Genomic DNA, 21,148 nt, shown 5'->3' with positions numbered 1-21,148 from the left:
CACCGGACGCACTACGGAAACCGGGTGCATGCGACGCCCCTGTGCCGGATCATGGCGGGCATGTCTGCGAACCCATACGACGCGCTGCCGGTCCGGCTCAACGTCGACGACAGCGACTCCCCGTCCGACGTCGTCGACGCGCTGTTCCTCGGCCGCTTCGCGACGGGCGAGCAGCCGTACTCGCACGCGGCGAACATCGACCGCGTCCGCTCCGCCGCGACCCTCCTCCCCGACAACGCCCGCGTGCTGCGCATCGCCCGCGACGACGACCGCAGCGCCACCCTCGCGGAGGGCGACGGCTGGACCCTGCTGATCTCCCGCTGGAACCGCGGCGCGGACATCACCGTCACCGCGACCAGCGCCGAGCTCGCGCAGAAGGTCCTCGACCAGGCCACGGAGGGCGCATCCGACGAGCCGGAGCCGCAGCCGGAGAACGTGACCATGGGGTTCTGGTACTACTCCCCGCGCCGCGGCCCGCACCGCACGACCCGGCAGATCGCGGCGGGCACCTGGGACGAGGTGCGGGAGAACTACACCGCCCCGGTCGCCGACGCGATGCACAGCCTGATGAACACGACCCCGGAGAACATCGCGGGCCGCCTGCTTCTGCTGCACGGTCCGCCGGGCACCGGCAAGACCTCGGCGCTGCGCACGCTCGCCCGGTCCTGGCGGGGCTGGTGTCAGGTGGACTGCGTACTGGACCCCGAGCGCCTCTTCACCGACGTCGGGTACCTGATGGACATCGCGATCGGCGAGGACGACTCCACGGGCAAGGGCCGCTGGCGGCTGCTGCTCCTGGAGGACTGCGACGAACTGATCCGCGGCGAGGCCAAGCACACGGCGGGCCAGGCCCTGTCCCGGCTGCTCAACCTCACCGACGGTCTGCTCGGCCAGGGCCGCAATGTCCTCGTCGGCGTCACCACCAACGAGGACCTGGAGCGCCTCCACCCCGCCGTGGTCCGCCCCGGCCGCTGTCTCGCCCGCATCGAGGTGGGCCCGCTGACCCGCCGCGAGGCCGTCGACTGGCTCGGCACGGAGGAGGGTGTGGGCCGCGAGGGCGCGACCCTGGCGGAGCTGTACGCGCTGCGCCGCGGCACATCCCCGACGGCCCTGCCGGAGCCGAGGGGCGGGGCGGACGCCGGGCTGTATCTGTGACGGGTGCTTTGATGGAGGTGTGACCCGTTACGTCGGTACGTCGGGCTGGCAGTACAGGGACTGGCGCGGCGTCCTCTATCCGGCCGGATGCCCGGTGCGGCTCTGGCTGGAGGAGTACGCCGCGCACTTCACGACGGTCGAGATCAACAACGCCTTCTACCGGCTGCCGTCCCGGGAGACCTTCGAGGCGTGGCGGGACCGGGTGCCGGCGGACTTCGTGGTCGCGGTGAAGGCGAGCCGCTACCTCACCCACATCAAGCGCCTGAAGGACCCCGGGGAACCGGTCACCAGACTGATGGACCACGCGGAGGGCCTGGGCCCCAGCCTCGGCCCGGTGCTCCTCCAGCTCCCCCCGACCCTGAAGGCCGACCCGGACCTCCTGGACACCTGCCTCGGCTGCTTCCCCTCCGGCACCCGGGTGGCGGTCGAGCCCCGGCACGAGTCCTGGTGGACGCCGGAGGTGCGCGGAGTACTGGAGTCCCGGGGCGCGGCCCTGTGCTGGGCCGATGTCCGGGCCCGCCCGGTGACCCCGCTGTGGCGGACGACGGACTGGGGGTACGTCCGCTTCCACGAGGGGCGCGCGAAGGAGTGGCCGGGGTACGGCAGGCGGTCACTGGAGACGTGGGCGGGGCGGCTGACGGAGACGTGGACCGAGGCCGAGGACGTGTACGCGTACTTCAACAACGACCCGAACGCGGCGGCGGTGAGGGACGCGAGCTCGTTCACGAGGCTTCTCGCCCGCTGAACCCCGCTGCCCGCTGTCTTTACTCCCCTCAACCCGCCCCTCAGCCCTCCCCGTAAGCCGCCCGCAACGCGTCCCGCACCGCCGCCAGCGCATCGGCCTCGCTCTGCCCCAACCGCCGGGCCCGCTCGACGTACGCCTGCGCGGCCGACGCCAACTCCCGTTCCGCGGCCGCCCCCGCCGCCGCGACGAACGTGCCGTTGCGCCCCCGCGTCTCGATCACCCCGTCGCTCTCCAGCGCCCGGTACGCCTTGGCGACGGTGTTGGGCGCGAGCCCCAGCGTCTCGGCCAGTCCGCGCACCGTCGGCAGCCGGTAGCCGACCGGCAGCACCCCCGAGCGGGCCTGGTCGGAGATCTGCGCCCGCACCTGCTCGTACGACGGCGCGCTGTCGTCGATGTCGATCTTCAAGGTCACGGGGTCGATTGTCCCGCACCCGCCGCCGCCCCGCCGGTGGCCCGCCGGAAAATGAGAGGCAACGCGGTACGCCACCCCCGTAGCGTCGGACCACATGACCGTGATCGTGCGCGAGCTGCGCCCCGATGTCCGAGCCGACCTGGAGGACTTCGTCCGCGTCCGCGACCGTGCCCTCCCCTTCATGCTGTACTCCCCCGACTCCGTCGCCTACGACATCGCCCATATGCACCCCGAGGCCCGCTACCGCCCCCTCGTCGCCGAGGCGGACGGCGAGGTGATCGGCACGGCCCAGGTCGGCCTCGTGTACGACAGCCCGGAGCCCGGCCAGGGTTACGTCAACGTGTACGTGCACCCGGAGCACACGCGCCGCGGCGCCGGGGCGGCGCTGGTCCGCGCCGCCGAGGAGCACCTGGCGGCCCAGGGCGCGAGGAAGCTGTACGCCTGGGTCCTGGACGAGCCGGACAACCGCGCCTTCGCCGAGCGCCACGGCTACCGCGCGAGCCGCTCCGCGCACTTCATGCGCCTGGACCTCGCGAACGGCACGCTGCCCCCGCTCCAGGAGCCGCCGCCGGGCGTCGAGCTGCGCTCGGGCGCCGACTTCGCGGCCGATCCGCGCCCGGTGTTCGAGCTGGACGCGCAGACGCTGGCGGACGAACCGAGCGACGTCGACTACGAGTTCACGGACTACGAGGCCTGGCTCCGGGAGACCTGGAACCAGCCGCTGATGAGCCATGAACTCACCACGGTCGCCCTGGTCGACGGCCACCCCGCCGCGTTCAGCCTGGCCCGCACGGACGGCCGCGCCCGCTACGGCACCGCCATGACCGGCACGGCCCGCGCCCACCGCGGCAAGGGCCTGGCCAAGCTCGCCAAGAACGACTCCCTGCACCGCGCCCGCGCCGCCGGATTCACCGAGGCGTTCACGGGCAACGACACCGGGAACGGCCCGATGATCGCGATCAACAAGTGGTTCGGCTACGAGATCTGTGCGACGGAGGTGCGGTATGTCCGCGAACTCGGCTGACGGGACGGCCAGGACGGTCACCTTGGACGTCGTCCTCGTCAAGGCGGGCCGTACGAAGATCCGTTACCCGGCCGAGCTGATCGCCGACGACGGCAACCACATCACGGTCCGCGCCGCCTGGGCGGGCGAGGGCGTACGCGACTTCGGCTTCGTCCGCTTCGAGCCCGGCGACGTCTTCACCGAGCACTACTGGCGGGACCGCTGGTACGCGGTGAAGGAGGTCCGCGCGGCCGACGGCACCCTCAAGGGCTGGTACTGCGACATCACCCGCCCGGCCGTGGTCGACGGCGCCGAAGTCGTCGTCGAGGATCTCGACCTGGACCTGTGGCGCTCCGCCGACGGGACGGACGTACGGCGTCTGGACGAGGACGAGTTCGCCGAGAGCGGTCTGGCGCGGACGGATCCCGAGGCGGCGGACGCCGCGATGACGGCCCTCGACGAGCTGGAGGCACGGGCCGGCGCCGAGGGCGGTCTGGAGTCCCTGCTCGTCTAGACGGTCGCCAGCACCGCGTACCGCTCGTCCGTCACGGCTCTCCCCCACAGCACGGGGTCGTCCGAGAGCCGCTCCACGCGTACGTGCCCGGCGAGCGGCTCGACGAGGGCCGTGAGCCGGTCGGCGGGTATACCCGCCGGGCTGACCGTGCCCCACACGCCCTCGACCAGCACCAGCCGGCCTCCCGGCCGCAGCAGTTCGCGCCAGTGCCGCAGGGCGCGGCCGGGGTCGGGCAGCGCCCACAGCACATGCCGGACGAGGACGGCGTCGAAGCGCTGCTCGCCCACCGGCGGTGCCGCCGCGTCACCGATCTGGAACGCCGCGTCACGCCCGGCCAGCTTGGCGCGGGCGAGGTCGACCATGGCCCGGGAGCTGTCCACGCCGGTGACGCGGTGTCCCTGCTCGGCCGCGAGGAGCGACAGGCTGCCGGTGCCGCAGCCGAGGTCGAGGAGGTCGCAGGACCGGCCGGGGAGCCAGGAGCGCAGCCGATCCGCCCAGGCGGCGCGTACCTCGGGGTCGCGCAGGCCGTGGTCCGGCTCGTCGTCGAAGGAAGCCGCCCGCGCGTTCCAATCCACGTCCGCGTCGGCCTCGAATGCACTGTGATCGGTCATGGTCCCCAGCGTGACATCCGGCACTGACAATCAGAGCTCGCTGGAAGTCCACTCGAAAACCACTCGGAATCGTGATGGTCACCACTGACAGATCGCCACCGATGAGGAACTCTCCCCGAAAGGGTCTACCTCCGTGAGAACGCGGAACTCGGTAGGCACTGAAGGAGGCAGCGATGCGCCGTACCACCGTGCAGAAGCCCCTGAAGAGGACGGACACTCGCCGGATCCGCGAGGAGGCCGACGAGCGCCCCGCCGGACGACCCGAGGTGCGAAAGGACATCGCACGCACCTGGTGGCCGGACGGCTGACGGCGGCCGCCGTGTCGCTCAGACCGTCCAGACAGCTCAGACCAGTCGCTTGCGGTAGTGGATGCGGTCGTAAGGCCCGTCCACTCGTCGTTCCACGACCTCGTAGCCGTACTTCGGATAGATCTTCTGGTTCTCCCACATCATCGCGTTGGTGTAGAGCCTGACCTCGGACAGGCCGAGCGCACGCGCGTGTGCGTCCACGAACCGCAGCAGCCGTCCCCCCACGCCCGTTCCCTGGGCGTCGGGGTGGACGGCGATGTTGTCGAGGTACAGATGGTCCGGGTACTCCTCGACGACCACCAGGCCGACCGCGGGGTCCCCGGTGACGAACACCTGCCCCGCGGCCACGTTCGCCGCGTGGTCCCGTTCCATGGGCTGCGGCACCACTCCGATGCGCTCGATGTAGTGGTGGTAGGCGGCGTCGGTCACGGTCTTCACGCTCGGCACATCGGCCGAAGTGGCGGGGCGTATCTCCTCGTTCGTCATGCGCGCACGCTACCTACCTGATCTCAGTCTCAGCAGCCCCTTAAGGGGGCCATAAAGATCGTTCCCGGCCGCCACAAGCGGCGGATTTCAGGGTTTCTTGGATCCGGCACCCACCAGCACCGCTTCCGAGGAGTCCCGCCATGCCCGCACGCCGTAAGGCCGCCGCCGTCGCCGCCCTCGGCCTGACCCCGCTCGCCCTCACCGCGCTGGCCGCCGCGCCCGCGTCGGCGCACGGCACGATGGGCGATCCGGTCAGCCGGGTCGCGCAGTGCTACGCGGAGGGTCCCGAGAGCCCGAAGTCGGACGCCTGCGAGGCGGCGGTCGCGGCCGGCGGGACCCAGGCGCTCTACGACTGGAACGGCGTGCGCATCGGCGACGCCAACGGGCAGCACCAGTCGCTGATCCCGGACGGCAAGCTGTGCAGCGCGAACAACGACGAGTTCAAGGGCCTCGACCTGGCCCGCGCGGACTGGCCGACGACGAGCGTGAGCAGCGGCTCGTACACCTTCAAGTACCGCGTGACCGCCCCGCACAAGGGCACGTTCAAGGTCTACATCACCAAGGCCGGCTACGACCCGGCGCAGCCGCTGGCCTGGGACGACCTGGACCTCGCCCACCCGGTCGCGACAGCCACCGACCCGACCGCGACGAACGGCTACTACACGTTCTCCGGCACCCTCCCGGAGCGCTCGGGCGCCCACCTCCTGTACGGGATCTGGCAGCGCTCGGACAGCCCGGAGGCGTTCTACTCCTGCTCGGACGTCACGTTCGGCGGCGGTGACAGCGGCGACGGCAGCGGCAGCGGTGGCGGTACGACGACCAGCCCGGCCCCGAGCGCCTCCGCCCCCTCCGAGGAGCAGATCGAGGAGGGCGCGGACGAGTCGACGGTCGAACACGGCGGCCACGGTGACAACGACGCCAGTACGTCCGCGGAGCCGGCCGCGGCGGAGGCGACGGAGTCGGAGACGTCCGCCGCCGCTCCCGTCAGCGACGTGAAGGCGGCCGGTGCCACGGAGGACCTCGCCGAGACCGGCGGCGACAGCAGCACCCCGTATCTCGCGATGGGCGGCGCGGCCGTTCTCGCGGCCGGTGCGGCGCTCCTGTTCGGGTCGGTCCGGCGGCGCGCGGTGAGCGGCGGCCGGCACGGCCGTTAGTCGCACCATGGGGGGCGGGGGGGTGTCCGGCGGCTCAGGCCGGACACCCCCCGCACACGCGTGACACGTGTTACTGCTGACTAATCGAAATCACTGCCGGCTACTCGAAGACGGACGCACAGGTGGTCGGGCTGGCGTGCGCGGGGTCGAGCGCGTTGCTCACCTCGTGGAAGGCGATCAGGTCGAGCAGTCCGATCGCCGCGTGCTCGGAGAGGTCGAGCGGGCAGAGGTCCTGGATCAGGACGTTGTGGACGCCGGATCCGCTGAGGAACTGGCTGCGGTACGGCGTGACGACCTCGTCGTACTTGGTGGCGAGGACCGTGTACGTGACGCCGGGCACGGTGTCGCCGCCCTCGTTGAGCTTGGTGAGGAAGGGCGATCCGGCGACCTGGTCGGCGAGGGCGGGGGTAGCGGTGGAGAGCAGGTCCGCGGCGCCCGGGAAGTAGGCCAGCAGGTTGGCGAGGCCGTTCAGGGTGGTGCCGTGGTTGTCGGGCGCGATGCCGACGAGGGCGTTCACCTTGGCGGCGCCGCCGAGGAACTTGAGGTAGTAGCGGGGCATCATGCCGCCCTGCGAGTGGCCGACGACGTCGGTCTCGGCGGCGCCGGTCGAGCCGAGCACCTTGTCGACGAAGACGGAGAGCTGCTCGGCGGACTTGTCGATCGGGCCGAGGCCGTAGAAGACGGGGACGCCCGCCAGTTGGCCGTAGTCGAAGGAGTAGACGCAGTACCCGCGGGTCTTCAGGTACGGCGCGAGGCCCAGCCAGTTGTCGACGGAGTTGGCGAAGGTGCCGTGCACGAGGACGACGGGGCGGGGATGGGCGGCGGACGGCTTGCAGGAGAAGTCGTTCCAGCCGCTGCTCGTCGAGTCGGCGGCGGCATAGGCGGTGGTGGTGGCGGGGACGACTGCGACCGTGGCGGTCAGCAGCAGCGCGGCCAGGGGTCTGAGCACTCGTTTCCAGGGCAGCATCGTGTGATCTCCTTGCGGCTCAAGGGAGTTGCGACGGCCTTACGCCCTGTGATCCGGATCACGAGGATGCTGTTCATTCGTCAAGTTACGAGTGAGTAGCCCAAGTGTGAAGTTACGCGTCAGTAAAAAGTCACCAGGCAGGCCTGATGGGACCATAGGGCGCAATGCGCACCAAGTGATCACGCAACGCCCGTACTTCACCCTCACCGACCAGCCCGACCCACTCCCGCACAGCCTCACCAGCGGCTTCCTCCGCGGCCCGGGTACAGGCCCACCCCCGCTCGGTCAGCACGATCAGCCGGGCCCGAGCGTCAACGGGATGCGCCCGCCGCTCGACATACCCCTTCCGCACAAGCTCCTCGACCAGCTGACTCGCCGCCTGTTTCGTCACCCCGAGATGCGTCGCGAGATCGGTGACCGTGGCCCCGTCCGGAGCGAGCCGGGTGAACGCGAACCCGTACGCGGGCCGCGCCTCGAACCCCCGGGCGACGACACCGTCATTGATACGCCGGGTCAGATCACCGGCGGCGGCGAGCAGGGCGGCGGTCAGAGAAATCGCTTCGAAGTTCTGCACGGGCGAATTATAGTCAAGCTACTTGACTATCCATCGGTCGACTCGGAGGTCCCGCATGCCCGTCATCCGTTCATCCGACGCCGTCACGCACGAGATCCACGGCGCCCGCTTCGTCTCGTACGCCACTCCCCTCACCGGCTCCAAGGAACTGTGCGCCTGGCGCGGGGAGATCCCTCCCGGCACAAAGGCTCCCGCCCACACCGTCAGCCGTGAGGAGATCCTGCACATCCTGGTCGGCGAACTCCTGATCACCCTCGACGACCGCACCGACCGGGTCACCGCGGGCGACACCCTGATCATCAACCCCGGTGCGACCCTCGCCGTCGAGAACCCGACCGAGCACACCGCCCTCACCTGGGTCACCACATCGATCGGCCTGTCGGCCGAGCTCGCCGACGGCACGGTCATCACTCCCCCGTGGGCCAACTGACCGACCCACGACGGGACTTACGCCGCCAGCGCCCCCGGCATCACCGCGTGCGGGCCGAACTTGGCCCGTACGCGGTCCGCGACCTCCTCGATCCGGCGGAGCTTCTCGTCGGCGGGGTCGAAGGTGAGCTGGTGGGAGGCCTGTTCGGCGGGGCCGAGGGCCTCGGCGCGCAGGGCGATCGCGCGGACCCGGGCCCGCTGGAGACCCAGCGCCTCGTACAGGTCGTAGGCCGTCCTGGTCAGCGCCGCCGAGTGCGCGGTCGGCTCCTTCAGGGTGCGGGTGCGGCTGGTCGAGGAGCGGTCGGCGTAGCGGACGGTGAGGGTCAGGGCGCCGCAGACCTTGTCGAGGGCGCGGAGCCGGGCGCCGAGTTCACCGGCGGCGGCGAGCAGGGCGCGCCGGTGCCGCTCGGGGTCCAACTCGTCGCGGGTGAAGGGGCGTTCGGCGGCGAGGGAGCGGGAGATCGCGTTTGGGATCACCCGGCCGCGGTCGACACCGTTCGCCTTCTCGTGCAGCTCGCGGCCGACGCGTGCGCCCACCAGGCGCTGGAGCGTGGACAGGGGCGCGGCGGAGACCCGGCCGAGGGTGTCGAGGCCGTACTCGCACAGGGTGCGGGCGGTGGCCGTGCCGACGCCGGGGAGCGCGGCGACGGGCTTCTCGGCAAGGAAGTCGGCGACCGACTCCTCGGACACCGCGCGGGTCACCCCGGGCCGCGCGTCCTTCATCGCCATCCGGGCCAGCATCCGCCCGGGCCCGGCGCCGATCACACAGTCGACCCCGTGCAGGGCGAGGGCGCGGACCCGGATCACCGAGGCCAGTTCGACGGCGTCCCGTCCGAAGTACCGTTCGGCGCCCCGCAGATCGGCCAGCGCGCCGTCCGGTGGCAGCGCCTCGACGACCGGGGTGAAGTCCTCCAGCAGTCCGAGCAGCGCGGGCAGCGCCGCCTCACCCGACGGCGGCAGCTGGAAACGTACACAGAGGATGGTCATCCCGCACTCCCCGGACTCTGGTGCCACAACTTCCGTACCTGTGAAGGCTCTTGACCCGCAGGTCGCAGATCGGCCCACGGATGCAGTTCGTATCCCGTCGGCATTTGGATGCGCCGGCCGCCGGTCGGATCCTCACTCGCCCCACCGGCCCCTTCCGGCACGGGTTCGGCCAGCCGGGCGGAGACCGCGTCGAGGCCGTGCTCGGCGCGCAGTTCGACCAGTTCGGCGAGGTTCCAGGCGGCGGCGCCCACCACGCTGAGGCTGCGCGGGCCGCGCCGCTGCACCACCCCGCGCACCAGCAGCAGCCAGGAGTGGAAGACGGTGTGGGCGCAGGCGTCGTGGGAGTCGTCGAAGAAGGCGAGGTCGACCAGGCCGGTGCCGTCGTCCAGGGTGGAGAAGATGACCCGCTTGCCGGACCGGATCGGCGGCGTCTGGGTGGCCGCCTTGGCACCCGCGACCAGGACCGTCTCCCCGTGCCGCGCGTCTCGCAGCCGGCGCGCGTCGACCACGCCCAGCTCGTCCAGGAACTCCCGGTGGTCGTCCATCAGGTTGCGTGAGGCGTCCATCGACAGCACGCCCAGTTCGGCGCTGAGCCGCTCGGCCGAGGACAGGTCGGGCAGCCCGGCGGGGGCCGTCTTCCGCCCACCCGCCAGCGGGAGTTGACCTCCTCCGGCACCCCGCGCACCCCGGTGCAGCTCGGTCAAGTGCAGTTGCAGATCACGCCGGTTGGCCCCGAAGGAGTCCAACGCACCGACCTGCGCCAGCCTTTGGGCGAGCGGCCGGCTCGGCCGCGCCCGCTCCCAGAAGTCAAGGAGCGAGGCGTACGGCTGCCCGTCCGCGATCCGCGCCGCCTCCGCCTCGCTGATGCCATGGACGTCGGAGAGGGCGAGCCGAAGCCCCCACACGCTCCGGGACCTCCGGGAATCCTTGGATTCAGACACCAGTTCGATACGGTGGGCGACCGCCGACCGGTTCACATCCAACGGCAGGATCGGCACCCCCCGCCGCCGCGCGTCCGCCAGCAGCAGCCGCTTCGGATACATCCCGGGGTCGTGCGTGAGCAGCCCCGCGTAGAAGGCGGCCGGGTGATGCGCCTTCAGCCACGCCGACTGGTACGTCGGTACGGCGAAGGCGACCGCGTGCGCCTTGCAGAAGCCGTAGGACCCGAAGGCCTCGATGATCTCCCAGGTTCGCTGAATCGTTTCCGCGGAATACCCGTTCGCCGCCGCGTGCTGCGCGAACCAGAACCGGATCCGCCCCTGCGACTCCGGATCGGACAGCCCGCGCCGCACCCGGTCCGCCTCGCCCCGTCCGCAGCCGGTCATGATGTCGACGATGTCGATGATCTGCTCATGGAAGACGACGACCCCGTACGTCCCCTCCAGCGGCCCCGCCAGATCCGGGTGCGGGTACCGGACGGGCGCCCGCCCGTGCCGCGCCTCGATGAACGGCCGCACCATGTCGGCGGCGACCGGCCCCGGCCGGAACAGCGAGATGTCGACGACGAGGTCGTGGAAGGTGGCCGGCTGGAGCCGCCCGACGAGGTCCCGCTGACCCGGCGACTCGATCTGGAAGCAGCCCAACGTCTCGGTGGAACGGATGAGTTGATACGTCGCCGGGTCGCCCGGCGGTACGGCGTCCAGGTCGATCCGGTCCCCCGTCGCCCGCTCCACCTCCGCGACCGCGTGCGCCATCGCCGACTGCATCCGCACGCCCAGGACATCGAGTTTGAGCAGCCCGAGGTCCTCGACGTCCTCCTTGTCGAACTGCGACATGGGGAAGCCCTCGCCGCTGGTCGGCATGACCGGCGTACGGCTCAGCAGGGACGCGTCGGAGAGGAGCACTCCGCACGGGTGCATGGCGACTCCGCGCGGGAGGGCGTCGAGGGCCTCGGCCAGCTCCCAGAGCCTGCCGTACTTCGCCCCTTCCCGCTGAAGCTCCCCCGCCAGCGCCCGGAGTTCGGGCAGTTCCTCCAGGGCCGCGCGGGCGTCGCGGGCGCGGATGTGCGGGAAGGACTTGGCGATGCGGTCGATGTCGGCGGGGTCCATGGACAGGGCCGCGCCCACGTCCCGGATCGCGTGCCGCACCCGGTAGGTCTCCGGCATCGCGACCGTCGCGACGCGCTCGGTGCCGAACCGGCCGATGATCGCGCGGTAGACCTCCAGGCGGCGCGCGGACTCCACGTCGATGTCGATGTCGGGCAGCACAAGACGCCGCTTGGACAGGAACCGCTCCATCAGCAGCCCGTGTTCGACGGGGTCGGCGTGGGCGATGCCGAGGAGGTGGTTGACGAGGGACCCGGCGCCGGAGCCGCGCGCGGCCACCCGGATGCCCATGTCCCGTACGTCGTCCACCACTTGAGCGACCGTCAGGAAGTAGGAGGCGAAGCCGTGGTGGGCGATGATGTCCAGCTCCTGGTGCATCCGCTCCCAGTAGGCGTACCGGCCGGCGTATCCCTTCAGCACCATCCCGGCCGCCGCCCGGGAGGCGAGCGTCCGCTGGGCGGTACGGCGGTCCGCGCCCACGAGGTGCGGTTCGGGGAAGTGGACGGTGCCGATGCCGAGGTCGTCCTCGGGGTCGACCAGGCACTCGGCGGCCGTCGCCCGGGTCTGCTCCAGGAGGCGGTGGGCGGTGTCGCGCCGGAAGCCCGCGGCCTCCACGATCCGCTCGGCCGCGGTCAGCATGGCGGACGCGTCCTTGAGCCAGGCCTCGCCGGAGTCCAGCTCCTTCGTCGGGTCGACCGGGACCAGGCGGCGGGCCGCGTCCAGGACATCGGCGACCGGGCCCTGGCCGGGGTCGGCGTACCGGACGGCGTTGCTGAGCACGGGACGTACCCGCTGCTCGGCGGCGAAGCCGACCGTGCGGGCGGCGAGGCGCAGGGAGCCGGGTCCGGTGCCCTCGCGGCCGTGCCAGACGGCCTCCAGGCGGAGGGCGTCGCCGTAGATCTCCCGCCAGGGGGCGAGGAGGCGGGCGGCCCGGTCGGGGCGTCCGGCGGCGAGGGCGCGGCCGACGTCGGAGGCGGGGCCGAGCAGAACGGTCAGGCCGTCGCCCTTGTTGTCCGCCCACGGCAGCAGGGGTGTCCCCTCTCCCGCGTGCGCCGCCGTGACGAGCCGGCACAGGTCGGCCCAGCCGCGGGCGCCGTCGCGGGCGAGGAAGGTGACCCGGGGTGTCGACTCATCGATGAAGGCACCTCCGCGCACGGGGGCGCGGCGCCTTTCAGGCCGTACGGAATCGCCTTGCCGCACGGAAGTGCCCCGCCGTACGGGCTCATGCTCCGCGACCGCCAGCTCCGTGCCGAACAGCGGCCGCACCCCCGCCTTCGCGCAGGCCTTGGCGAAGCGGACCGTGCCCGCGAGGGTGTCGCGGTCGGTGAGGGCGAGGGCGTCCATGCCCCGTTCGGAGGCGCGCTCGGCCAGCCGCTCCGGGTGGGAGGCGCCGTAGCGCAGGGAGAACCCGGAGACGGTGTGCAGATGCGTGATCCCAGGCATCCGCACCTCCACTTCCGAACTTTCGAACATTAGTTCCCGACTGCCACACCCCCACCATAGACCAAAACTCGAACGCGTGTACGACAACCGTTCGGACGCCTCCCACCTGCGGAAACGTCCGCCCCCTCGGACTGTGGGGACATGACACAGAACAGCTTTCTCGCCGAGGTGAAGGACGCGGTCACTCCGCGGGCCACCCTGCTGGTCCTCGGAGTGGTCGCCCTCCAGTTGCTGTTCATCGCCTCCTATGTGGGAGCGCTGCACAATCCGAAGCCGAAGGACGTGCCGTTCGGGGTGGTCGCGCCGCGGGTCGCCGCCGAGCAGGCGGTGGCCCGGCTGGAGAAGCTGCCCGGCTCGCCCCTGGACCCGCGCGTGGTGGCCGACGAGGCGACGGCGCGGAAGCAGATCATGAACCGGGACATCGACGGGGCGCTGGTCGTCGATGTGACCGGCACCCGGGACACCCTCCTGGTCGCGAGCGGCGGCGGCACCGTCCTCGCCACCACCCTGGAGAAGTACCTGACCGCTCTGGAGGCCGCCCAGAAGCGGACCGTCAGGACGGTGGACGTGGCCCCGGCCTCGGCCACCGACTTCGACGGGCTGTCCGCCTTCTACCTGGTCGTCGGCTGGTGCGTGGGCGGCTATCTGTGCGCCTCGATCCTGGCGATCAGCCACGGCTCCCGGCCCGCCACCACGCGCCGCGGGGTGATCCGGCTGGCCGTGATGGCACTGGTGGGGATCGTCGGCGGACTCGGCGGCGCGGTGATCGTCGGGCCGATCCTGAACGCGCTGCCGGGGAGCGTGGCGGCCCTGTGGGGGCTGGGCGCGCTGGTCATCTTCTCGGTGGGAGCGCTGACCCTCGCGCTGGAGGCCGTCTTCGGAGTGGTCGGCATCGGCGTCGCGATCCTGATCGTGGTGATCGCGGGCAACCCGAGCGCGGGCGGTGCCTTCCCGCTGCCGATGCTGCCGCCGTTCTGGCGGGCGATCGGCCCGGCGCTGCCGCCGGGCGCGGGGACCTGGGTGGCCCGCTCGATCGCCTACTTCAAGGGCAACGACACGACCGCCGCCCTGCTGGTGCTGTCGGCATGGGCGGCGGCCGGGATCGTGGTCACACTGCTGATGGCGGGGCTGCGCGGGAAGAACGAGAGCGAACCCGTACCGGCTCAGGTGCCGTAGTACGCCCTCCGCATCAGCTCCTCCATCTCGTCGAGCATCGGCATCCGCGGGTTGGCGGGCGCGCACTGGTCGGCGTAGGCGTTCATGGCCTGCTGCGGGAGGGCGTCGAGGAAGGCCTGTTCGTCGACGCCCGCCTCCTCGAAGGAGGCCGGGATGCCGCAGCGGGCGCGGAGTTCCTCCACCGCGCGGGCGTACGACTCCACGCCCTCCTCCGGGGTGGCCGCCGGCAGGCCCAGCATGCGGGCGATGTCCTGGTAGCGCTCGGGGGCGCGGTAGGTCTCGGCCTTGGGCCAGGGGGTCGCCTTGTGGGTGACCGTGCCGTTGTGCCGGATGACGTGCGGCAGGAGCAGCGCGTTCGTCCGCCCGTGGGCGACGTGGAAGGTGTTGCCGAGGGTGTGTGCCATGGCGTGGACGAGGCCGAGGAAGGCGTTGGCGAAGGCCATGCCCGCGATGGTCGACGCGTTGTGCATCCGCTCCCGCGCCCGCGGCTCCGCGGCGCCCTCCACCACACAGGTCTCCAGGTTCTCGAAGATCAGCCTGATGGCCTGGAGGCACTGGCCGTCGGTGAAGTCGTTGGCGTAGACCGAGACATACGCCTCTGTCGCGTGGGTCAGCGCGTCGAAGCCGGAGTCGGCGGTGACGTCCGGCGGGAGGTGCAGCGGGAGTCGGGGGTCCACGATGGCCACGCTCGGGGTGAGCGCGTAGTCGGCGAGGGGGTACTTGCGGGCGGCGGCCGGGTCGGAGATGACGGCGAAGGGCGTGACCTCGGACCCGGTCCCGGACGTCGTCGGCACGGCGACCAGCCGGGCCCGCTCCCCCAACTGCGGGAAGGCGTAGGCCCGCTTGCGGATGTCGAAGAACTTCTCCTTCGTGTCCGCGAACTCGACCTCCGGGTGCTCGTACATCAGCCACATGATCTTCGCCGCGTCGATCGGTGACCCGCCGCCGAGCGCGATGATCGTGTCGGGCCCGAACTCCCGCATGGCGGCGGCGCCCGAACGCACGGTCGCCAGCTCGGGGTTGGGCTCGACGTCATCGATGATCTGCACCTCGACCCGCCTCTCGCGCCCGGCCAGGATGTCGGTGACCCGCCGTACGAACCCGAGCCGCCGCATGTTCTTGTCGGTGACGAGGGTGACCCGTTCGACGCCCTCCATCTCGCCCAGGTACCGGATGGCGTCGCGCTCGAAGTAGATCTTCGGCGGGACCTTGTACCACTGCATATTGGTGTTCCGCCGCCCGACGCGCTTGATGTTGAGGAGGTTCACGGCGCTGACGTTGTCGGACACGGAGTTGTGCCCGTACGAACCGCAGCCCAGCGTCAGTGACGGCAGGAAGGCGTTGTAGACGTCCCCGATGCCGCCGAAGGTGGACGGCGCGTTGACGATCACCCGGACCGCCTTGACCCGCTTGCCGAACTGCTCGGCGAGCCACTCGTCCTCGGTGTGGATCGCGGCGGAGTGCCCGAGCCCGTCGAACTCGACCATCCGCGCGGCGAGTTCGATGCCCTCGTCGATGTCGTAGGCGGTGAGCGCGGCCAGTACCGGCGACAGCTTCTCCCGGGTGAGCGGCTCGCCCGGTCCGACCTCCGCGCACTCGGCGACGAGGATCGAGGTCTCCTCGGGCACCTGGAACCCGGCCTGCTCGGCGATCCAGTGGGCGGACCGCCCGACGGCGTCGGCGTTGAGCCTGGCTCCCGCGCAGTCGGTGCCGTAGGCGGTGGTGCCGAACAGGAACTCCTCCAGCTTGGTCTTCTCGGCGGCGGTGACGACATGGGCGTTCAGCCGCCGCAGCTCGGCGATCCCCCGCTCGTACAGGGACGAGTCCAGGATCACCGCCTGTTCGGAGGCGCAGATCATGCCGTTGTCGAAGGCCTTGGACAGCACGATGTCATGGAGGGCGCGGCCGAGTTCGGCGTCCGGGGCGACATACGCCGGTACGTTGCCGGCGCCGACGCCCAGGGCGGGCTTGCCGCAGGAGTAGGCGGCCTTCACCATCGCGTTGCCGCCGGTGGCGAGGATGACGGAGACGCCGGGGTGATGCATGAGATGCCGGGTGGCCTCCATGGAGGGCTCCTCGATCCACTGGACGCAGTGGTCGGGGGCGCCGGCCTCGATGGCGGCGTCGCGCACGACACGGGCCGCCTCGGCGGAGCTGCGCTGCGCGCTCGGGTGGAAGGCGAAGATGATCGGGTTGCGGGTCTTGAGGGCGATGAGCGCCTTGAAGACGGTGGTGGAGGTCGGGTTGGTGACGGGCGTCATCGCGCACACGACCCCGACGGGTTCGGCGATCTCGGTGACGCCGTTCAGCTCGTCCCGCCGTACGACCCCCACGGTCTTCAGCCCGCGCAGCGAGTGACTGACGTGCTCACAGGCGAACAGATTCTTGACCGCCTTGTCCTCGAACACCCCCCGCCCGGTCTCCTCGACGGCCATCCGAGCCAGCTCCCCATGCACCGCGAGCGCCGCCAACGCGGCCTGCCGCACGATGTGATCGACCTGCCCCTGGTCAAACGTCTCGAACCACTCCAGCGCGTCAGCCGCCCCGGCGACCAACCCATCCACCTGCTCCTCGACCCGCATGGCGAGCCTCCTTGGCTGCGACCTTCTCCGGCACCTCCCATTCGACCGCCGAAGCGGCACGAAAGGGGGCCGTGAAGGGCCTGACCTGGAGGGAGAAGGTCGGACGGCGGAAGGGAGGAAAGTCCACGAGGCGGGAGGGCCGAAGGTCCCACACCGACCCGCCAGACCGGACCGACGACGACCAGCCGCACACGCCCCGCAGCCGCCGGCGGCGCTCAACCCCCGCAGGGGCCACCCGCACGGGCGGTGCGGGTGGGAAACGAAAAGTCCCGCCCCCGGAGGGGCGGGACCTCACATCACCACGAACCGTCAGCCGATGGACGCACCCGTCGCCGACAGCGCCTCCGTCACCGGCTGGAAGAACGTCTCCCCGCCGGAGGTGCAGTCACCGCTGCCCCCCGACGTCAGCCCGATCGCGCTGCTCCCCGAGAACAGCGAACCCCCGCTGTCCCCCGGCTCCGCGCACACGTCGGTCTGGATCAGCCCGTTGACGATGTCCCCGTTGCCGTAGTTCACGGTGGCGTCGAGGCCGGTGACCGTCCCGTCGTGCACCTGGGTCGTGGACCCGCTGCGCGTGACCTTCATGCCGACCGTCGCCTCGGCCGCACCCGTGATCGCCTGCGCGGACCCGTTGTAGAGGTCCACCTCGCTCGGGTGGTCGACCTCCGCGGTGTACTTCACCAGCCCGTAGTCGTTGTCCGGGAAGCTGGACACCTCGTTGGTCCCGATCTGGGTACCGCTGGAGTCCGACCACGTGGAGATGGACTCCGTGCAGTGCCCGGCGGTGAGGAAGTACGGCTCCCCGCCCTTGACCACGTTGAACCCGAGCGAGCACCGCCCACCGCTGCCGGTGATCGCGTCACCACCCGCGATGAAGGGCTTGAACTCCCCCTTGGTCCGCTGGAGTTCGGCCGTGCCGCCCAGTCCGTCGACGACCTTCGTGAGCGTGGCCCACTCCGCGTCGGAGACCGTGCGGTCGGCGGTGACGACCACCTTGTTGGTGGTTGGGTCGGTCGCCCAGGACGTCCCCGGGATGGTCGCGTCGTCCTTGAGCGTCGTACGGGCGCTTCTGAGCTCGGCGAGGGAGTTCTCCACGACCCGCGCCCGGGCGCCGGCCTCCTCGACGACCGAGGCCGCGGCCTCGTCGAGGACGTTGACGACGAGGGCCTTGCTCTTCGCGTCGTAGTACGTTCCCGCCGCGTCGGTGCCGAGCTCCTTGTCGAGCGTCGAGGCGAGATTTCCGGCCGCGAGGGCCGACAGAACCTTGGGCCCGGCGTCGTTCGCGGGCTCACTGGCGTTCGCAGTCTGGAAGGTGACACCCGCGGCGACCAGCGCGGCGATGCCCGCACCTGCCAGGGCTGCCCGCCGCTTGGGTATGCGTCGGTGCTTCAACTCATGTCCTCCTGTGGGGGGTCGGCCCGGTCGGTTGTGGGGACCTCGTGGGCCGGAAGGCTGGTTGACGAGCCCTTACTCTTTCGAACCCGGCGGGGAGCGCACAAGGTTGAGTTCCGGACGCGCGTAGAACGCGGTTGCGCGCCCCCACTTGATTGACCGTGCACAGTCACGCCAGGCGAATTCGCAGCGCAAACACTACGTGCGGGTAACCAATGAGCAGCCTGTGAGGTCTAGTCCTGTCCTGAATTCGACCCCTCATGACCGGGATCCAAGCGAGGCACGGGAGGCGGAAGTTGCTCCTGCACCGGTTGCGGCGCCACGGGAGCCACCGGCCCCGCGGGAGCCACCGGACCCGGAGGAGCCGCCGCCTGCTGCACCACCCCGGGCCCCTGCTGCGCCCTCTCCAGGAACCGCAGCAGCTCCACCGGGAACGGCAGCACCAGCGTGGAGTTCTTCTCGGCCGCCACCGCCACCACCGTCTGCAACAGCCGCAGTTGCAGCGCGGCCGGCTGCTCGGACATCTCCTTGGCGGCCTCGGCCAGCTTCTTCGACGCCTGGAGCTCGGCGTCCGCGTTGATGACCCGGGCCCGCCGCTCCCGGTCGGCCTCGGCCTGCCGGGCCATGGACCGCTTCATGGTCTCGGGCAGCGAGACGTCCTTGATCTCGACCCGGTCGATGGTGACGCCCCACTCCACGGCCGGGCTGTCGATCATCAACTCCAGCCCCTGGTTGAGCTTTTCGCGGTCGGACAGCAGATCGTCGAGTTCGCTCTTGCCGATGATGGACCGCAGGGACGTCTGCGCCATCTGCGAGACCGCGAACCGGTAGTCCTCCACCCGCACGACCGCTTCGGCCGGCCCGGTCACCTTGAAGTAGACGACCGCGTCCACCCGCACGGTGACGTTGTCCCGGGTGATGCCCTCCTGCGCCGGCACGGGCATCGTCACGATCTGCATATTGACCTTGCGGAGCTTGTCGATGCCCGGAACGATCATCGTGAACCCCGGTCCGCGCACTTCGGGACGGAGCCTGCCGAGCCGGAAGACGACACCCCGCTCGTACTGTTTGACGACCCTCGCCGCCGCCATCACATACACCGCTCCGGCGGACGCGAGCGTCACTCCCGCTGCCACCAGCTCCTCGACCATGCCGGCCCCCCAGGGTCCGAATCAGGCGCTCAAGGTGTGTACTTCGACGGTAACTCCGCGATGTACACGATGGGGAGACGGAGGACCCAGGTGCTCGACGGCATACAGACGCGCGACGGCCGGTGGCTGACGGTCGAGGAGTACGGCGACCGCGACGGCACCCCGGTGGTGCTGCTGCACGACACCCCGGGCTGCCGTTCCGGGATGGTGCCCGAGGCGGTCGTCAAGGCACACCCGGAGGTGTGGTTCATCGCCTACGACCGTCCCGGCTACGGCGATTCGGACCGGCGGCCCGGACGCCGTATCGCCGACGCCGCCCTGGACGTGGCGGATGTGGCCGACGCCCTGGGCCTCGACCGGTTCTCGGTCCTCGGCCGCTCGGGCGGCGCCCCGCACGCCCTGGCCTGCGCCGCGCTCCTGCCCGCGCGGGTACGGCGGGCGGCGGCCCTGGTCTCCCCCGCGCCGCCGGACGCGCCGGGGCTGCGCTGGTTCGACGGTATGACGGAGTCCAACGTCGAGGACGCCACCCTGGCCCTGACCGACCCGCTCGCCTTCGCCGACCGCCTGAACTCCCGCGCCGCCGCCATCCGCCGGGACCCCGCCCAGCTCCTCGTGACCGTCCGCGAGGGACTCACCGAGGCCGACCGGCGGATCGTCTCCGACCCGGCCGTGAGCGACATGCTGCTGCGCAACTACCGCGAGGCGCTGCGCACTTCGGCGTACGGCTGGCTCGACGACGCCCTCGCCCTGCTGAGCAACTGGGGCTTCGACCCGGCGGACATCACCCGCCCCGTCCTGCTGTGGCACGGCGCCGAGGACCGCTTCGCCCCGGTGAGCCACTTCACCTGGCTCCTGGAGCGCGTCCCCCGCGCCCGTCCCGTCCTGGACCCGCACGCCGGGCACTTCGGGGCGATCGAGGCGCTGCCCGCCGTACTGGAGTGGCTCTGCCCGCCCATGTGACCCGCGTAGCGAACCCCCGTACGCCGGTGGCGTACGGGGGTTCGTCACTTCAGGGGCGGTACGAGGGGTCTGCGACTAGAAGACGCTGACGCCGTACGCGCTCAGGGCCTCGGCGACCGGCTGGAAGAAGGTCGTGCCGCCGGAGGTGCAGTTGCCGCTGCCGCCGGAGGTGAGACCGTAGGCGATGCCGCTGGTCGAGTAGAGCGGACCACCGGAGTCGCCGCCCTCGGCGCAGACATTGGTCTGGATCATGCCGTAGACGACGTCGCCGCCACCGTAGTTGACGGTGGCGTTCAGCGCGGTGACGCGGCCGCTGTGGATGCCGGTGGTCGAGCCGTCACGGTAGACCGTGGTGCCGACGCTGGGCGTACCCGAGCTGGTGATGTCCGTGTTGCCCGCGCCGCCGGTCTTGGTGACCGAGGTGTTGGTGTACCGGACCAGCGCGTAGTCGTTGGTCGGGAAGCTGTAGCTGACGTTCGTGCCCAGCGTGGTGGTCTGACCCGAGTTGGAGTACCAGGTCGAGGCGACCTCGCCGCAGTGGCCCGCGGTCAGGAAGTAGTAGGTGCTGCCGCTGCGGACGTTGAAGCCGAGCGAACAGCGGTAGCCGCCACCGTAGATGGCGTCGCCGCCGGTGATCAGCTTGTTGAACTTGCCGGGCGTCGACTTGATCGTCAGCGCGCCGGCGTTGGCGCCGGCCTGGCGCTTGATCTTGGCGATCTCGGCCTTGGACACCGTGCTGTCGACAGTGACGACGACCCGGTTGGTCTTGCTGTCGACGGCCCAGGCGGTGCCCGGGATGTCGGCCTTGAGCACCGAGTTGTTGACGCTCTTCAGCTGCGAGGCGCTGAAGGTGGTCGGGGACGCCGCGTTGGCGTTGGGGATCGCTATCGCGGCCGCGGCCACGAGTCCGGTGGTGACGGCGATCAGCCGGGTCCGTCTCGCGATACCGCTACGGGGGGTGGTGCGCTTGATCCTCACTTGTCGTTCCTCCACATGGGAAGTCGGGGGCCCGCGTGGGGTCGGGGCCCGTGAGGCGCAGCCGGGGGCCCTGAAT

General features: G+C 71.1%; 20 protein-coding genes. 9 read left to right on the top strand and 11 right to left on the bottom strand.

The genetic code is table 11. From position 1 onward, the window contains the following. Window positions 1-60 precede the first annotated feature (60 nt). Both ABZ928_RS24030 and ABZ928_RS24025 read left to right on the top strand, forming a co-directional pair. Window positions 61-1,155, top strand: coding sequence for a DUF5925 domain-containing protein (locus tag ABZ928_RS24030; protein WP_361522478.1), 1,095 nt, complete (start codon window positions 61-63; stop codon window positions 1,153-1,155). A 19-nt stretch (window positions 1,156-1,174) separates the two neighbouring features. Continuing rightward, a complete protein-coding gene (locus ABZ928_RS24025) occupies window positions 1,175-1,900 on the top strand; it encodes a DUF72 domain-containing protein (protein ID WP_361522475.1) in 726 nt (241 codons plus the stop codon). Between the two features lie 40 nt (window positions 1,901-1,940). Here ABZ928_RS24025 and ABZ928_RS24020 read toward each other — a convergent pair whose 3' ends face one another. Beyond that, a complete protein-coding gene (locus ABZ928_RS24020; protein ID WP_361522472.1) occupies window positions 1,941-2,312 on the bottom strand; it encodes a GntR family transcriptional regulator in 372 nt (123 codons plus the stop codon). A gap of 94 nt (window positions 2,313-2,406) precedes the next feature. Between ABZ928_RS24020 and ABZ928_RS24015 the strand changes: the two genes are divergently transcribed. Both ABZ928_RS24015 and ABZ928_RS24010 read left to right on the top strand, forming a co-directional pair. Next, window positions 2,407-3,336 carry a GNAT family N-acetyltransferase gene (locus ABZ928_RS24015; protein ID WP_361522470.1) on the top strand — a complete coding sequence of 310 codons (930 nt, stop codon included), beginning with the start codon at window positions 2,407-2,409 and terminating at the stop codon, window positions 3,334-3,336. Further along, complete coding sequence (locus ABZ928_RS24010) at window positions 3,317-3,829, top strand: DUF402 domain-containing protein (protein ID WP_361522467.1); 513 nt, start codon at window positions 3,317-3,319, stop codon at window positions 3,827-3,829. The genes ABZ928_RS24015 and ABZ928_RS24010 overlap by 20 nt, the downstream gene beginning before the upstream one ends. On the opposite strand, the gene ABZ928_RS24005 is transcribed toward ABZ928_RS24010, so the two are convergent. Next, on the bottom strand, window positions 3,826-4,440 hold the full coding sequence (locus ABZ928_RS24005; protein ID WP_361522464.1) for a class I SAM-dependent methyltransferase: 615 nt from the start codon (window positions 4,438-4,440) through the stop codon (window positions 3,826-3,828). The genes ABZ928_RS24010 and ABZ928_RS24005 overlap by 4 nt on opposite strands. 173 nt (window positions 4,441-4,613) lie before the next feature. On the opposite strand from ABZ928_RS24005, the gene ABZ928_RS24000 reads away from it, so the two are divergent. Further along, a complete protein-coding gene (locus ABZ928_RS24000) occupies window positions 4,614-4,748 on the top strand; it encodes a hypothetical protein (protein WP_360941478.1) in 135 nt (44 codons plus the stop codon). A gap of 36 nt (window positions 4,749-4,784) precedes the next feature. On the opposite strand, the gene ABZ928_RS23995 is transcribed toward ABZ928_RS24000, so the two are convergent. Then, window positions 4,785-5,234 (bottom strand): GNAT family N-acetyltransferase, encoded by a 450-nt coding sequence (locus tag ABZ928_RS23995; RefSeq protein WP_361522462.1) that lies wholly within the window; start codon window positions 5,232-5,234, stop codon window positions 4,785-4,787. Between the two features lie 140 nt (window positions 5,235-5,374). Here ABZ928_RS23995 and ABZ928_RS23990 point away from each other — a divergent pair, with 140 nt between their 5' ends. Further along, window positions 5,375-6,388 carry a lytic polysaccharide monooxygenase gene (locus ABZ928_RS23990; protein WP_361522459.1) on the top strand — a complete coding sequence of 338 codons (1,014 nt, stop codon included), beginning with the start codon at window positions 5,375-5,377 and terminating at the stop codon, window positions 6,386-6,388. A 100-nt stretch (window positions 6,389-6,488) separates the two neighbouring features. Here the strand turns inward: ABZ928_RS23990 and ABZ928_RS23985 are convergent, their stop codons facing one another. Next, window positions 6,489-7,355, bottom strand: a complete 867-nt coding sequence (locus ABZ928_RS23985; protein ID WP_361522456.1) for an alpha/beta fold hydrolase — start codon at window positions 7,353-7,355, stop codon at window positions 6,489-6,491. A 130-nt stretch (window positions 7,356-7,485) separates the two neighbouring features. Beyond that, window positions 7,486-7,929, bottom strand: a complete 444-nt coding sequence (locus ABZ928_RS23980; protein WP_361522453.1) for a MarR family winged helix-turn-helix transcriptional regulator — start codon at window positions 7,927-7,929, stop codon at window positions 7,486-7,488. Between the two features lie 55 nt (window positions 7,930-7,984). On the opposite strand from ABZ928_RS23980, the gene ABZ928_RS23975 reads away from it, so the two are divergent. Next, entirely contained in the window at window positions 7,985-8,359 is a 375-nt protein-coding gene (locus tag ABZ928_RS23975; protein ID WP_289918466.1) for a cupin domain-containing protein, read from the top strand. 17 nt (window positions 8,360-8,376) lie between these two features. On the opposite strand, the gene ABZ928_RS23970 is transcribed toward ABZ928_RS23975, so the two are convergent. Beyond that, window positions 8,377-9,345: a hypothetical protein gene (locus tag ABZ928_RS23970; RefSeq protein ID WP_361522450.1), complete on the bottom strand. Its 969-nt coding sequence runs from the start codon at window positions 9,343-9,345 to the stop codon at window positions 8,377-8,379. Then, on the bottom strand, window positions 9,342-12,833 hold the full coding sequence (gene dnaE / locus ABZ928_RS23965; RefSeq protein ID WP_361522447.1) for a DNA polymerase III subunit alpha: 3,492 nt from the start codon (window positions 12,831-12,833) through the stop codon (window positions 9,342-9,344). Before dnaE ends, ABZ928_RS23970 begins: the two co-directional genes overlap by 4 nt. A gap of 141 nt (window positions 12,834-12,974) precedes the next feature. Here dnaE and ABZ928_RS23960 point away from each other — a divergent pair, with 141 nt between their 5' ends. Then, window positions 12,975-14,009, top strand: coding sequence for a DUF3533 domain-containing protein (locus tag ABZ928_RS23960; protein WP_361522444.1), 1,035 nt, complete (start codon window positions 12,975-12,977; stop codon window positions 14,007-14,009). On the opposite strand, the gene adhE is transcribed toward ABZ928_RS23960, so the two are convergent. The 3 genes from adhE to ABZ928_RS23945 all read right to left on the bottom strand — a co-directional run bounded on the left by adhE (window position 13,997) and on the right by ABZ928_RS23945 (window position 19,134). Continuing rightward, window positions 13,997-16,591, bottom strand: coding sequence for a bifunctional acetaldehyde-CoA/alcohol dehydrogenase (gene adhE / locus ABZ928_RS23955; RefSeq protein ID WP_361522441.1), 2,595 nt, complete (start codon window positions 16,589-16,591; stop codon window positions 13,997-13,999). The genes ABZ928_RS23960 and adhE overlap by 13 nt on opposite strands. A 309-nt stretch (window positions 16,592-16,900) precedes the next feature. Further along, window positions 16,901-17,983, bottom strand: a complete 1,083-nt coding sequence (locus ABZ928_RS23950) for a S1 family peptidase (protein WP_361522438.1) — start codon at window positions 17,981-17,983, stop codon at window positions 16,901-16,903. 233 nt (window positions 17,984-18,216) lie between these two features. Continuing rightward, window positions 18,217-19,134: a slipin family protein gene (locus tag ABZ928_RS23945; protein ID WP_361522435.1), complete on the bottom strand. Its 918-nt coding sequence runs from the start codon at window positions 19,132-19,134 to the stop codon at window positions 18,217-18,219. A 90-nt stretch (window positions 19,135-19,224) separates the two neighbouring features. On the opposite strand from ABZ928_RS23945, the gene ABZ928_RS23940 reads away from it, so the two are divergent. After that, a complete protein-coding gene (locus tag ABZ928_RS23940; protein WP_361522432.1) occupies window positions 19,225-20,094 on the top strand; it encodes an alpha/beta hydrolase in 870 nt (289 codons plus the stop codon). 75 nt (window positions 20,095-20,169) lie between these two features. On the opposite strand, the gene ABZ928_RS23935 is transcribed toward ABZ928_RS23940, so the two are convergent. Next, window positions 20,170-21,072, bottom strand: a complete 903-nt coding sequence (locus ABZ928_RS23935) for a S1 family peptidase (protein WP_361522428.1) — start codon at window positions 21,070-21,072, stop codon at window positions 20,170-20,172. Between the last annotated feature and the right edge of the window lie 76 nt (window positions 21,073-21,148).

It is taken from the genome of Streptomyces sp. NPDC046909, from assembly GCF_040644695.1.
Taxonomy (GTDB): domain Bacteria; phylum Actinomycetota; class Actinomycetes; order Streptomycetales; family Streptomycetaceae; genus Streptomyces.
Note: the sequence above shows the minus strand (reverse complement) of the source record. Positions and strands in the feature narration are given on the sequence as shown.